Raw genomic sequence first — 12,952 nt, 5'->3', positions numbered from 1 at the left:
CCCGCCGAGCCCGCCGGCGGGGGAGGGGACGCGAGGGGTGGGTCTCAGGACGGTGGGTCCGCTGGTGGCGAGGGTGCGCGGGGTGGTCGTCCCGCGCGGGAGACCGCGGCGCAGCCCGTTTCCGGCACCTCTCCGGCGCCCTCCCGTCAAGCCAAGGCCGGATGATGAGGGCCCCCCTCGCCCCGGCTCCGCTGCTGGTCGCCTGCGCGCTGGGGATCGAGCACGCGGCGCTGAGGCTCGGGGACCGGAGTGGGGCCGCCGGGCCGGTCACCGTGTTGCGGACCGGGATGGGGCCGAGGGCGGCGGAGCGGGCGGTGGCGCGGGTGCTGGGGGACCCGGTGCTCCAAGGGGCCGCCGTGCTCGCCACCGGGTTCTGTGCGGGGCTCGCTCCGGGCATGCATCCCGGGGACCTGGTGGTCGCCGAGGAGACGCGGGATCCGCGCGGGAGCGTGCCGTGTGTGGACACCGAGCTGATCGTCAAGGAACTCGCCCGCACCCTTCCCGGGTGCACCGTCCACACCGGGCCCCTCGTGGGGTCCGACCATGTCGTCCGGGGCCCCGAGCGTGCCGCGCTCAGGGCCACCGGCGCGATCGCCGTCGACATGGAGTCGGCCGCGACGCTCCTGAGCGCCGTGCGCGCGGGCACGCGCCCCGTTGCGGCCGTCCGGGTGGTCGTGGACGCTCCAGAACATGAACTCGTCCGGATCGGCACGCTGCGCGGTGGAATATCGGCTTTCCGCGTCCTTCGTTCCGTCCTGCCTTCTTTCTTCGAATGGCACCGTAATGTGCTGCTCCCTCGGAGGTGAGCCAGATGGCCATGCCGCTGCGTCAGTCCATCAAAGTCGCCACATACCTGGCCGAACAGAAGCTCCGTAAGCGGGACAAGTTCCCGCTGATCGTGGAGCTGGAACCGCTGTTCGCCTGCAACCTGAAGTGCGAGGGCTGCGGAAAGATCCAGCATCCGGCCGGCGTCCTCAAACAGCGCATGCCCGTCGCCCAGGCGGTCGGCGCGGTCCTGGAGTCCGGCGCCCCGATGGTGTCCATCGCGGGCGGGGAGCCCCTGATGCACCCTCACATCGACGAGATCGTCCGCCAGTTGGTGGCCCGCAGGAAGTACGTCTTCCTGTGCACCAACGCCCTCCTGCTCCGCAAGAAGATCGACAAGTTCAAGCCGTCCCCCTACTTCGCGTTCACCGTCCACATCGACGGCCTGCGCGAACGGCACGACGAGTCGGTGGCGAAGGAGGGCGTCTTCGACGAGGCCGTCGAGGCGATCAAGGAGGCCAAGCGGCGCGGCTTCCGCGTCACCACCAACTCGACGTTCTTCAACACCGACACCCCGCAGACCATCATCGAGGTCCTCAACTACCTCAACGACGACCTCAAGGTCGACGAGATGATGATCTCCCCCGCCTACGCCTACGAGAAGGCCCCCGACCAGGAGCACTTCCTCGGCGTCGAGCAGACCCACGAGCTGTTCCGCAAGGCGTTCGCGGGCGGCAGCCGGCGCCGCTGGCGGCTCAACCACTCCCCGCTCTTCCTGGACTTCCTGGAGGGCAAGATCGACTTCCCGTGCACGGCGTGGGCGATCCCCAACTACTCCCTGTTCGGCTGGCAGCGCCCCTGCTACCTGATGGCCGACGGCTACGTCCCGACCTACCGGGAGCTGATCGAGAAGACCGACTGGGACAAGTACGGCCGGGGCAAGGACCCCCGCTGCGACAACTGCATGGCGCACTGCGGCTACGAACCCACCGCCGTCCTCGCCACCATGGGCTCGCTCAAGGAGTCGCTGCGGGCCATGCGCGAGACCGTCGCCGGGAACCGCGAATGACCACCGTCCCGCTGGGCGTCCCCGAGGTACCGGCCCGTCCGATCGCCGCGCGGCGCCTGTCGCGGCTGATCCACGTCGGGCCGGTACCGGTCGGGGGCGGGGCCCCCGTCTCGGTGCAGTCGATGACGACGACACGGACGTCCGACATCGGCGCGACGCTCCAGCAGATCGCCGAACTCACCGCGTCCGGCTGCCAGATCGTGCGGGTCGCCTGTCCCACGCAGGACGACGCGGACGCGCTCGCGACCATCGCCCGCAAGTCGCAGATCCCGGTGATCGCGGACATCCACTTCCAGCCGAAGTACGTGTTCGCCGCGATCGAGGCCGGGTGCGCGGCCGTCCGCGTCAACCCGGGGAACATCAAGCAGTTCGACGACAAGGTCCGGGACATCGCGCAGGCGGCCAGGGACCACGGCACGCCGATCCGGATCGGCGTCAACGCCGGGTCCCTGGACCGTCGGCTGCTCCAGAAGCACGGGAAGGCCACGCCCGAGGCGCTGGTCGAGTCGGCGTTGTGGGAGGCGTCGCTGTTCGAGGAGCACGACTTCCGGGACATCAAGATCTCCGTGAAGCACAACGACCCCGTCGTCATGGTGGAGGCGTACCGGCAGCTCGCCGAGAGCTGCGAGTACCCGCTGCATCTGGGGGTGACGGAGGCGGGCCCGGCGTTCCAGGGGACCATCAAGTCGGCTGTCGCGTTCGGGGCGCTGCTCGCGCAGGGCATCGGCGACACCATCCGTGTCTCGCTGTCCGCGCCGCCGGTCGAGGAGGTCAAGGTCGGCATCCAGATCCTGGAGTCCCTGAACCTGCGGCAGCGGCGGCTGGAGATCGTGTCCTGTCCCTCCTGCGGTCGGGCCCAGGTCGACGTCTACAAGCTCGCCGACGAGGTCACCGCCGGGCTCGACGGGATGGAGGTGCCGCTGCGGGTCGCCGTCATGGGCTGCGTCGTGAACGGGCCCGGCGAGGCGCGCGAGGCGGATCTCGGGGTCGCCTCCGGCAACGGCAAGGGACAGATCTTCGTGAAGGGCGAGGTCGTCAAGACCGTCCCCGAGTCGAAGATCGTCGAGACCCTGATCGAGGAGGCGATGAAGATCGCCGCGCAGATGGAGAAGGACGGCGTCGGGGCGGGGGAGCCGGCCGTCACCGTGAGCTGAACAGCCGGGACCGAAGGGGGACTTGGCGTGACCATTCTGGAGAGCATCCGGCAGCCACGCGACCTGCGGGCACTGAGCGAGCCGCAACTTCGCCGGCTGTCCGACGAGATCAGGGAGTTCCTGGTGCACGCGGTCGCCAGGACCGGCGGCCACCTCGGACCCAACCTGGGCGTGGTGGAGCTGACGATCGCCCTGCACCGCGTCTTCGAGTCGCCGGTGGACCGCATCCTGTGGGACACCGGCCACCAGTCCTACGTCCACAAGCTTCTGACGGGCCGTCAGGACTTCTCGAAGCTGCGCGGCAAGGGGGGCCTGTCCGGCTACCCCTCCCGTGAGGAGTCCGAGCACGACGTCATCGAGAACAGCCACGCCTCCACCGTCCTCGGCTGGGCCGACGGCCTGGCCAAGGCGCGGGACGTGCAGGGCGAGAAGGGCCACGTCGTCGCCGTGACCGGGGACGGCGCGCTGACCGGCGGCATGGCCTGGGAGGCGCTCAACAACATCGCCGCCGCGAAGAACCGGCCGCTGATCATCGTCGTCAACGACAACGAGCGCTCCTACGCGCCCACCATCGGCGGCCTCGCCAACCACCTCGCGACCCTGCGCACCACCGACTCCTACGAGCGGGTCCTCGCCTGGGGGAAGGACGTCCTCCAGCGCACGCCCGTCGTGGGCCGCACGGTGTACGAGGCGCTGCACGGGGCGAAGAAGGGGTTCAAGGACGCGTTCGCGCCGCAGGGCCTCTTCGAGGACCTCGGCCTGAAGTACGTCGGGCCCATCGACGGCCACGACATCAAGGCCGTGGAGTCCGCGCTGCGCCGCGCGAAACGCTTCCACGGCCCGGTCCTCGTGCACTGCCTCACCGAGAAGGGCCGTGGCTACGAACCCGCCCTCGCGCACGAGGAGGACCACTTCCACGCCGTCGGCGCGATGGACCCGGCGACCTGCGAGCCGCTGGCTCCCTCGGGCGGGCCTTCCTGGACGTCGGTGTTCGGCGAGGAGATGCTCCGCATCGGCGAGGAGCGGGACGACGTCGTCGCGATCACCGCCGCGATGCTGCACCCTGTTGGCCTCGGCCCGTTCGCGGCCCGCTTCCCGGGCCGGGTCTGGGACGTCGGGATCGCCGAGCAGCACGCGGCGGTCAGCGCGGCCGGCCTCGCGACCGGCGGCCTGCACCCCGTCGTCGCCGTCTACGCGACCTTCCTCAACCGGGCCTTCGACCAGCTCCTCATGGACGTCGCCCTGCACCGCTGCGGTGTCACCTTCGTCCTCGACCGGGCCGGTGTCACCGGTCCCGACGGCGCCTCCCACAACGGCATGTGGGACCTGTCGATCCTCCAGGTCGTCCCCGGCCTGCGCATCGCCGCCCCGCGCGACGCCGAGCAACTGCGCGTCCAGTTGCGGGAGTCGGTCGCCGTGGACGACGCGCCGACGCTGATCCGGTTCCCCAAGGAGTCCGTCGGTCCCGACATTCCGGCCGTCGAACGGGTCGGCGGCATGGACGTGTTGCGCGCGGGGGAGGACGTCCTGCTGGTGGCCGTCGGGGTCATGGCGCCGGTGTGTCTGCAAGCCGCCGAACTGCTCGCGGCGCGAGGCGTCGACTGCACGGTCGTCGACCCGCGTTGGGTCAAGCCCGTCGACCCCGGGCTGCCCGGCCTCGCCGCCCGGCACCGGCTCGTCGCCGTCGTCGAGGACAACTCCCGCTCCGGCGGGGTGGGTTCGGCGGTCGCGCTGGCGCTCTCGGACGCCGAGGTCGACGTGCCGGTGCGGCGGTTCGGGATCCCGGAGCAGTTCCTCGCGCACGCCAAGCGCGGGGAGGTGCTCGCGGACATCGGGCTGACGCCGGTGGAGATCGCGGGGCGGATCGGGGGGAGCCTGGCGGTCAAGGACGCCGAGGCCCCGGATGTCGCAGTCAAGGAGACGGAATGAGCACGGAGTTCGACCTCGGCGCCCTCCTCGCCGCGCGTGGCGCCGAGCGCTACGAGCTGCACGACAAGTACCTGAACCCGCAACTGCCGCGCATGCTGCGGACGATCGGCTTCGACAAGGTGTACGAGCGGGCCGAGGGCGCCCACTTCTGGGACGCCGACGGCAACGACCACCTCGACATGCTCGCCGGGTTCGGGGTGATGGCGCTCGGCCGCCACCACCCCGTGATTCGCAGGACGCTGCACGACGTCCTCGACCTGAACCTCGCCGACCTCACCCGCTTCGACTGCCAGCCCCTGCCCGGTCTGCTCGCCGAGCGGCTCCTCGCGCACAGTCCGCACCTGGACCGCGTCTTCTTCGGCAACAGCGGCACCGAAGCGGTCGAGACGGCCCTGAAGTTCGCCCGGTACGCCACCGGCAGGCCCCGCGTCCTGTACTGCGAGCACGCCTTCCACGGCCTCACCACCGGCGCCCTCTCCGTCAACGGCGAGGACGGCTTCCGGGACGGCTTCGCACCCCTGCTGCCGGACACGGCGATCCCGCTGGGCGATCTCGACGCGCTGGCCCGGGAGCTGCGCAAGGGGGACGTCGCCGCGCTGATCGTCGAGCCCGTCCAGGGCAAGGGGGTCCACGAGGCGCCGCCCGGGTATCTGCGGGCCGCGCAGGAACTCCTGCGTAAGCACAAGGCGTTGCTCATCGCCGACGAGGTGCAGACGGGCCTCGGACGGACCGGCGACTTCTACGCCTACCAGCACGAGGACGGCGTCGAACCCGACCTGGTGTGCGTCGCCAAGGCGCTCTCCGGCGGGTACGTCCCCGTCGGGGCGACCCTCGGCAGGGACTGGATCTTCAAGAAGGTCTACTCGTCCATGGACCGCGTCCTCGTGCACTCCGCGAGCTTCGGGTCCAACGCGCAGGCGATGGCCGTCGGACTCGCCGTGCTGAGCGTCATGGAGAACGAGCAGACCGTCGCCCACGTCCGCCGCGTCGGTGACCTCCTCAAGTCCCGGCTCGCCGCGCTCATCGGCACGTACGAGCTGCTGGCCGACGTGCGCGGGCGGGGGCTGATGATCGGCATCGAGTTCGGGAAGCCGTCCTCGCTGAAGCTGCGCAGCCGCTGGGCGATGCTCCAGACCGCCCGCAAGGGGCTCTTCGCCCAGATGGTCGTCGTCCCGCTGCTCCAGCGCCACCGCATCCTCACGCAGGTCTCCGGGGACCATCTGGAGGTCATCAAGCTGATCCCGCCGCTCGTCGTCGACGAGGCGGACGTGGACCGGTTCGTGGAGGCGTTCACCGACGTCATGGACGACGCCCACAGCGGGGGCGGGCTCATGTGGGACTTCGGGAAGACGCTGATCAAGCAGGCGGTGGCGAACCGGTAGGGGGGCGCGGCGGGCCGCTGATCCGAAATTTTGCCTCTGGGGCAAGAAAGTTGCCTCGGAGGCAAAATCGCGGCTGAATGGAGGCATGAGCACTCCGGACGCCGAGCCGACCGCCGCCCTCCCGGCGATGGCCCCGCACCTGCGGGCCCTGCGCCGCCGAGCCTCCCTCACGCTGGAGGCCGCGGCCCGGTCCGCCGGGCTCTCGCCCGCCTACCTCTCCCGGCTGGAGACGGGCCAGCGCCAGCCCTCGCTGCCGATGCTGCTCGCACTCGCCCGTGTCTACGGTACGACGGTTTCGGAACTCCTCGGTGAGAACACCGCTCTGCGGGACGCGGTCGTGCGCGCCGGGGACATGGAGCCCACCGAGGCGGGCGGCTGGACGTACGTCCAGGCCGGGGCCGCCGGGCGCGGGATGCAGGCGCTGCGCGTGCGGGTCCCGCACGGGGCCCAGGGCGACGTCGTGCGCGTGCACCCCGGGGAGGAGTGGCTGTACGTCCTCAAGGGGCGGCTGCGGCTGACCCTCGGCGAGTCCACGCACCTCCTCGACCCCGGGGACAGCGCGCACTTCGACTCGCTGACCCCGCACCGCATCGCCGCGCGCGACGCGCCCGGCGTCGACCTCCTCTTCGTCCACACCCTGTTGCAGAGCCCCACGGCCGCCCTGTGCCTGGGCCCCACCCCTGGAGAGACCCCATGACCGACAACCGTGAGGAACGCTTCCCGCGCGCCCTGTGGATCAGGCTGCTCGTCTACGTCGTCGGCGGGCACGTCCTCGCCCTGTTCATCTGGTTCCTCTTCGAGATGGGGGCGCGGCAGCAGTAGTCAATCCAGGAAGCGGCCCTTGAGGCGGGCGCGCATCTGCGGCGTCACCCCGAGACCCTGCTCCAGATACGCCTCCACCGAGCCCCAGTGCTCGTCGATCGCGTCGAACGCCGCCTGGAGGTACTCCGCGCGGGCGTCGAACAGAGGGCTGAGCAGCTCGGTGACCTCGGGGGAGCGGGCGGGCGGGGCCGAGCCGTCGGAGCGGCGCAGCCGGTAGCGGCGGTGCGTCGCGTTCGACTCCAGGTAGTCCGCGACGATCGCCTCACGCTCCACGCCGAGGGCGAGGAGCGTCACGGCTATGGACAGGCCCGCGCGGTCCTTGCCGGCCGCGCAGTGCATGAGGGCGGGCGCGCTGTCCTCGGCTAGGGCGGCCAGCACCTGGGAGTGCTCCGGGGTGCGGGTCCTGATGATCGCGCGGTAGGAGGCGATCATGCGGTCCGCGGCCCGGCCGTCGCTGAGGATCTCGCGCAACTGCTCGATCTCGCCGTCGCGGACCATCTTCCAGAACTCCGCGCCGTCCGCCGGGTCCGACAGCGGCAGGTTCACGTTCCGTGTGCCCGGCAGCTCGACGTCCGGGCCCTCCAGCTTCTGGTCCGCGGAGTTGCGGAAGTCGAAGACCGTGTGCAGTCCGAGGGAGGCCAGGAACGCGGTGTCCTCCTCGGTCGCGTGCGCCAGATGGCCGCTGCGGTACAGCACGCCGTGGCGCACCCGGCGCCCGTCGGCCGTCGGCAGGCCGCCCACGTCACGGAAATTGCGGACGCCTGCCAGCTCGGGTTCGGTCGAGGGGATCTGCTGCGTCACGGGGTCTCCCTCCCAGTCGGTCCCGGTCCGGCGCGGCTGCGAAAGGGCCGGTGGGACACGCTGTCGACGATACGACATGGGTGTGACGGGCCATGAGTTGTCCACAGGCGTTGCCGGTGGCCCCGCGACCCCCGATGATGTTTCCGTCTGGTGAAACCTGTTCGTATGTGTTCTATACGATTTTCGATCGTGTGAGGGTCTGATGCTGGAAACCGCTGAGAACGGGCGTACGTGGGTCCTTTCGGGCCCCACGAGCAGTTACGCCCTCCACCTCACCGAGCGCGGCGAACTGCTGCACCTCCACTGGGGACCGGCGATCACCCTCGCGGACGCGGAGGCCCTGGCCGCCGTCCCGCTGCCCCACGGCTCCTCCTTCGAGTCCGCGCTGGACGGCCGCGAGGAGTACCCGGTGGAGGGCGGCCCCCGCTTCACGCGCCCGGCGCTCTCCGTGCGCACCCCCGCGCGCCGGGGCACGGAGTGGGCCTTCGAGGCGTACGACGCGGAGGGTGGCGAACTCCGGCTCACGTTCCGCGACGGCGGACTGACCGTCACCCTGCACTACCGGATGCGCGGGGACGTCGTCGAGCGCTGGGCGGTCCTCGGGAACGACGGGGACGAGGCGCTGGAGCTGCTGCGCGCCGACTCCGCGACCTGGACGCTGCCGCACCGCGAGCACTGGCGCCTGTCCCAGCTGCACGGCCGCTGGGCCGCCGAGTCCCGCCTCACGCGGTCGCGCCTGACCTACGGCGAGAAGATCATCGGCAGCCGCCGGGGCCACACCGGCCACCCGCACCTGCCCTGGGTCGCCCTCGACACCGACGCCACCGAGGAGCGCGGCGAGGTCTACACCGCCGCCCTCGGCTGGTCCGGCTCCTGGCGGATCGCCGTCGCCCAGCTCCCCGACGCGCGCGTGCAGATCACCGGCGGCGCCGGACACGACGAGTCGGGCCTCCTGCTCCTCGCCGACGGCGACTCCTTCACCACCCCCGTCTTCGCCGCCCTGTGGAGCGACGGCGGCTTCGGCGGCGCCAGCCGCGCCTGGCACGCCTACCAGCGCGAGCACGTGATCCCGGACGCCGCGCAGGACCGCCCGGTGCTGTTCAACTCCTGGGAGGCGACCACCTTCGACATCTCCGAGGAGCAGCAGCTCGTCCTCGCGCGCCGGGCGGCCGACATCGGCGTCGAACTGTTCGTCGTCGACGACGGCTGGTTCGGGGCGCGCACCAGCGACCGCGCGGGCCTCGGCGACTGGACGCCCAACCCCGACCGTTTCCCCCAGGGCCTCAAGCCGCTCGCCGACCAGGTGCACGGCCTCGGCATGCAGTTCGGCATCTGGGTCGAGCCCGAGATGGTCAACCCGGACAGCGACCTCTACCGCGCGCACCCCGACTGGGTGCAGTTCCAGGAGGGCCGCACACGCACGGAGTTCCGCAACCAGCTGATGCTCAACCTTGCGCGCGAGGACGTCCAGGAGTACCTCTGGGAGCGCCTCGACACGCTGCTGTCCAGCGCCCCGATCGACTACGTGAAGTGGGACTTCAACCGCTGCTTCACCGACGCCGGCTGGCCTGGCGACCCCTACCCGCAGCGCCTGTGGGTCGACCACGTGCGCGCGCTGTACGCGCTCCTGGACCGGCTGCGCGCCAAGCACCCCGGGGTCGCCTTCGAGTCCTGCTCGGGCGGCGGCGGGCGGATCGACCTCGGCATCCTGAGCCGTACCGACCAGGTGTGGACCTCCGACAACACCGACCCGCTGGACCGGCTCGCCATCCAGCACGGCTTCAGCCAGGTCCACCCCGCGCGCGTGATGGCCGCCTGGGTCACCGACAGCCCCAACACCCAGCTCAACCACCGGGTCAGCTCGCTGAAGTTCCGGTTCGTCAGCTCCTTCGCCGGGGTGCTCGGGGTCGGCGGCGACCTCTCCGAGTGGACCGACGCGGAGCTGGCCGAGGCGCGGGAGTGGGTGGAGCTCTACAAAAAGATCCGGCCCGTGGTCCAGCACGGCGACCTGCACCGGCTGCGCGCCCCTGAGGGCGGTCTCAGCGCCGTGCAGTACGTGCGCGGGGACGACACGGTCGTCCTCGCCTGGCTCCAGTCCCAGCACTACGGGGAGCCCGTTCCCGCGGTGCGGCTGCGGGGGATCGACACGACGGCATCGTACGAATGCCTTGAAACGGGCGAAATTCACCGGGGTGCGGTACTGGCGCATCACGGGCTGCGGACCGGATTGACGGGTGATCTGGACGCGGCGGTATTCCGGCTGCGCCGCATCTGAGGTTTCTGTCCGAATTGGCGGATTTAAATCCGTCTCGTTCTGGAGTAAGAAACGCCTTACGTCGGACGTGTGACCAGGGTCATATTCCTGGCCCTGAGTCACGCGTCATGTTCACGCGATCGGTGCGGTTTTCAAGGGAGATAGGGCATGCGGGCCGGTTGTGTCCGCACTGCGGACGGCCCGTGAACCTCGTGGCGAATCGACGGCCGGGAATTCACACACAACTTCTGCTTGTGATCGTGAGTCCGCGTCGCCTACGTTCACCAGCAATCCGGACGGACGCCGAATCCTGCCACCGCCCGGAACCGCACCCACCCACACCGCGAAACGGCAGGAGCGGGGGACCCACAGGAATCACCGCCTGTTCCGGTCTTCCGGAAGAGGCTAGGGGTAAAGCCGCATCCGTGCGGCCGGGCATCTCCTGCCCGCACCCGACAGCTCACCTCGCAGGCGCAGGAGAGGAATTCCATGCCCGCCAGGGGTAAGCACCGCCGCCCGAAGCCGCCTCGCTTCTCGCGTTCGCTCGCCGTCGCCGGAACGGGTGGCGCGGCCATCGCGCTCCCGCTCATCGGGGCCACCGGGGCACACGCCCAGACGACGTCCGCGGCCGGCCCCTCCGCCGCCGCGGCCACCGTCGACTCCCTCCCCGGACAGACCGTCAAGTCCGCCCCGGTGACCCCGGTTTCGGCGCCCACCACCCGCAGGACGGCGGCCGTCTACACGGTCCGCTCCGGCGACTACCTGTCGAAGATCGCCGAGGAGCAGAACGTCGCCGGGGGCTGGCAGCGGATCTACCGGGACAACCGGGACGCCGTCGGCTCCGACCCGTCCCTGATCCACCCCGGGCTGCGGCTGACGCTGGGCGCGAAGGCGGCGGGCGGCGGTTCCACGGGCTCCTCCCCGTCGTCGCAGTCCTCCCGCTCCTCGCAGCGGTCGTCCCAGAAGGCTCAGGAGTCGCGGAGCTCGCAGGGCTCCCAGGACAGCCAGGCGTCCACCCGCTCCTCCTCGAAGGCGGGCGGCGGCGGGAGCGTGTCGTCCTCCTCCGGCTTCACCCTGCCGGTGCAGGGCGCGGTCATCGGCACCGGCTACCGCGTCGCGGGCAGCATGTGGTCCAGCGGCTACCACACGGGCGTCGACTTCGTCGTCCCGTCGGGCACCACGCTGCGGGCCGTCGGCTCCGGGACCGTCGTCTCGGCGGGCTGGGGCGGGGCGTACGGCAACCAGGTCGTCATCCGGCTCGCGGACGGCTACTACGCGCAGTACGCGCACCTGTCGTCCCTGTCCGTCTCGGCCGGTCAGAGCGTCGGCGAGGGGCAGACGATCGGCTACTCGGGCTCCACGGGCAACGTGACCGGGCCGCACCTCCACTTCGAGATGCGCACCACCCCGGACTACGGCTCGGACATCGACCCGCTGGCCTACCTCCGCTCGCACGGCGTCTCCGTCTGACGGTCCGTCCAGCACCGACACCGGTGGGGCGCTCCTTTATTCCCGGATTGGGCAAGTCTTTGAGGGTGGCTTATCTCACCGCCCGTCAACCCTTTATTACGGTCGCGTAGGTCACATTCGAAGGTGAATCATGGTCTGTCGTGGCAGACGATTCGAACAGTGACAGCAAGACAGTGATGATCGGGTCGTACGTGGCGGTGGGGGACAGCTTCACCGAAGGCGTCGGCGATCCCGGCCCCGACGGGGCGTTCGTGGGCTGGGCCGACCGGTTCGCGGTGCTCCTCGCGGACCTCAGACCCGAGGGCGACTTCACCTACGCCAACCTGGCGGTGCGCGGGAAGCTCCTCGACCAGGTCGTGGCCGACCAGCTTCCCCAGGCCGCCGCGATGGCCCCCGACCTGGTGTCCCTGTGCGCGGGCGGCAACGACATCCTGCGCCCCGGCAGCGACCCCGACGAGGTCGCGGAGCGGTTCGAGCCGGCCGTCGCGCAGATGACCTCGGCGGCGGGCACCGTGATGGTGACGACCGGCTTCGACACCCGGCAGATGCCGGTCCTCAAACACCTCCGCGGCAAGATCGCGACCTACAACATGCATGTCCGGGCCATCGCCGACCGGTACGGCTGTCCCGTCCTCGACCTCTGGTCCCTGCGCTCCGTCCAGGACCGCAGGGCGTGGGACGACGACCGCCTCCACCTCTCGGCCGACGGGCACACCCGGGTCGCCCTGCGCGCCGGCCAGACTCTCGGCCTCGACGTCCCCGCCGACCCCGAGCAGCCCTGGCCCGCCCTCCCGCCGCGCGGCACCCTGGAAGACCGCCGCGACGACGTCCACTGGGCCCGGGAGTACCTCGTGCCGTGGATCGGACGCCGGCTGCGCGGGGAGTCCTCCGGGGACCACGTGACCGCGAAGGGCGCGCTGTCGCCGGACGACATCAAGATGCGGATCTCGGCGGTGGCCTGAGGGAGTTGCCGGGGGGCGGCCGGGCCGGGTGCCTGTGCACGGTGAGGCCCTCGCCGCCGTCCGGCGTTCCCCGCGCGCGGGGGGTGTCGGAGAAACGTTCCGGTGCGTGTCACGGGTGCTCCGCCAGTGAGGTGATCGTACGCGTGTGGTGCGGGTGGGGGATCGGGGTGGGTGCTGGGATGGGCGTACGCCGATCGGGGGTCTCCCGGGTCGGCGTCCTACCGTCCCCGACCTGTTTAAGGACCGGCCCGCATGCCCCGCACCCGCACCTCCCGCGCCACTTCCGCGCTCGCCGTGACCCTGCTCGCCCTCGGCCTGCCCGCGCTCGCCGCGCCCGGCGCCGC

At 71.0% G+C, this 12,952-nt stretch carries 11 protein-coding genes and 1 riboswitch; of the genes, 10 read left to right on the top strand and 1 reads right to left on the bottom strand.

What is annotated here, in order from left to right:
- Positions 1-164 precede the first annotated feature (164 nt).
- The 7 genes from ACVNF4_RS23690 to ACVNF4_RS23660 all read left to right on the top strand — a co-directional run bounded on the left by ACVNF4_RS23690 (position 165) and on the right by ACVNF4_RS23660 (position 7,121).
- The gene (locus ACVNF4_RS23690) at positions 165-806 is read left to right on the top strand and encodes a phosphorylase family protein (RefSeq protein ID WP_461804891.1); all 642 of its coding nucleotides are present in this window, start codon (positions 165-167) and stop codon (positions 804-806) included.
- Between the two features lie 5 nt (positions 807-811).
- The gene (gene hpnH / locus ACVNF4_RS23685) at positions 812-1,834 is read left to right on the top strand and encodes an adenosyl-hopene transferase HpnH (RefSeq protein WP_461804889.1); all 1,023 of its coding nucleotides are present in this window, start codon (positions 812-814) and stop codon (positions 1,832-1,834) included.
- A complete protein-coding gene (gene ispG / locus ACVNF4_RS23680) occupies positions 1,831-2,988 on the top strand; it encodes a flavodoxin-dependent (E)-4-hydroxy-3-methylbut-2-enyl-diphosphate synthase (protein WP_461804888.1) in 1,158 nt (385 codons plus the stop codon). Before hpnH ends, ispG begins: the two co-directional genes overlap by 4 nt.
- A 27-nt stretch (positions 2,989-3,015) precedes the next feature.
- Complete coding sequence (gene dxs, locus ACVNF4_RS23675; protein ID WP_461804887.1) at positions 3,016-4,917, top strand: 1-deoxy-D-xylulose-5-phosphate synthase; 1,902 nt, start codon at positions 3,016-3,018, stop codon at positions 4,915-4,917.
- Complete coding sequence (locus ACVNF4_RS23670) at positions 4,914-6,299, top strand: aspartate aminotransferase family protein (protein ID WP_461804886.1); 1,386 nt, start codon at positions 4,914-4,916, stop codon at positions 6,297-6,299. Before dxs ends, ACVNF4_RS23670 begins: the two co-directional genes overlap by 4 nt.
- An 85-nt stretch (positions 6,300-6,384) precedes the next feature.
- Complete coding sequence (locus ACVNF4_RS23665; protein WP_461804885.1) at positions 6,385-6,996, top strand: helix-turn-helix domain-containing protein; 612 nt, start codon at positions 6,385-6,387, stop codon at positions 6,994-6,996.
- A complete protein-coding gene (locus ACVNF4_RS23660; RefSeq protein ID WP_461804884.1) occupies positions 6,993-7,121 on the top strand; it encodes a DUF6126 family protein in 129 nt (42 codons plus the stop codon). Before ACVNF4_RS23665 ends, ACVNF4_RS23660 begins: the two co-directional genes overlap by 4 nt.
- Here the strand turns inward: ACVNF4_RS23660 and ACVNF4_RS23655 are convergent, their stop codons facing one another.
- Positions 7,122-7,922 carry a tyrosine-protein phosphatase gene (locus tag ACVNF4_RS23655; RefSeq protein WP_461804883.1) on the bottom strand — a complete coding sequence of 267 codons (801 nt, stop codon included), beginning with the start codon at positions 7,920-7,922 and terminating at the stop codon, positions 7,122-7,124.
- Positions 7,923-8,124: 202 nt separating this feature from the next.
- Between ACVNF4_RS23655 and ACVNF4_RS23650 the strand changes: the two genes are divergently transcribed.
- The 3 genes from ACVNF4_RS23650 (at position 8,125) to ACVNF4_RS23640 (ending at position 12,608) form a co-directional block, all read left to right on the top strand.
- Complete coding sequence (locus ACVNF4_RS23650) at positions 8,125-10,197, top strand: alpha-galactosidase (protein ID WP_461804882.1); 2,073 nt, start codon at positions 8,125-8,127, stop codon at positions 10,195-10,197.
- Between the two features lie 302 nt (positions 10,198-10,499).
- A riboswitch (cyclic di-AMP (ydaO/yuaA leader) is annotated at positions 10,500-10,663 on the top strand.
- A gap of 2 nt (positions 10,664-10,665) precedes the next feature.
- Positions 10,666-11,646 carry a M23 family metallopeptidase gene (locus ACVNF4_RS23645; RefSeq protein ID WP_461804881.1) on the top strand — a complete coding sequence of 327 codons (981 nt, stop codon included), beginning with the start codon at positions 10,666-10,668 and terminating at the stop codon, positions 11,644-11,646.
- A gap of 176 nt (positions 11,647-11,822) precedes the next feature.
- Positions 11,823-12,608, top strand: coding sequence for an SGNH/GDSL hydrolase family protein (locus tag ACVNF4_RS23640; RefSeq protein WP_461804890.1), 786 nt, complete (start codon positions 11,823-11,825; stop codon positions 12,606-12,608).
- Positions 12,609-12,952 lie beyond the last annotated feature (344 nt).

Source organism: Streptomyces sp. S6 (assembly GCF_054880855.1).
The sequence above is the reverse complement of the archived record's forward strand: the minus strand, read 5'-3'. Positions and strand labels throughout refer to the sequence as shown.

What these genes read in the sequence shown, in the direction of transcription:
- ACVNF4_RS23690 (WP_461804891.1), top strand. Translation starts at nt 165, where the DNA reads ATGAGGGCCCCCCTCGCCCCGGCTCCGCTGCTGGTCGCCTGCGCGCTG.
- hpnH (WP_461804889.1), top strand. Translation starts at nt 812, where the DNA reads ATGGCCATGCCGCTGCGTCAGTCCATCAAAGTCGCCACATACCTGGCC.
- ispG (WP_461804888.1), top strand. Translation starts at nt 1,831, where the DNA reads ATGACCACCGTCCCGCTGGGCGTCCCCGAGGTACCGGCCCGTCCGATC.
- ACVNF4_RS23670 (WP_461804886.1), top strand. Translation starts at nt 4,914, where the DNA reads ATGAGCACGGAGTTCGACCTCGGCGCCCTCCTCGCCGCGCGTGGCGCC.
- ACVNF4_RS23665 (WP_461804885.1), top strand. Translation starts at nt 6,385, where the DNA reads ATGAGCACTCCGGACGCCGAGCCGACCGCCGCCCTCCCGGCGATGGCC.
- ACVNF4_RS23660 (WP_461804884.1), top strand. Translation starts at nt 6,993, where the DNA reads ATGACCGACAACCGTGAGGAACGCTTCCCGCGCGCCCTGTGGATCAGG.
- ACVNF4_RS23650 (WP_461804882.1), top strand. Translation starts at nt 8,125, where the DNA reads ATGCTGGAAACCGCTGAGAACGGGCGTACGTGGGTCCTTTCGGGCCCC.
- ACVNF4_RS23645 (WP_461804881.1), top strand. Translation starts at nt 10,666, where the DNA reads ATGCCCGCCAGGGGTAAGCACCGCCGCCCGAAGCCGCCTCGCTTCTCG.
- ACVNF4_RS23640 (WP_461804890.1), top strand. Translation starts at nt 11,823, where the DNA reads ATGATCGGGTCGTACGTGGCGGTGGGGGACAGCTTCACCGAAGGCGTC.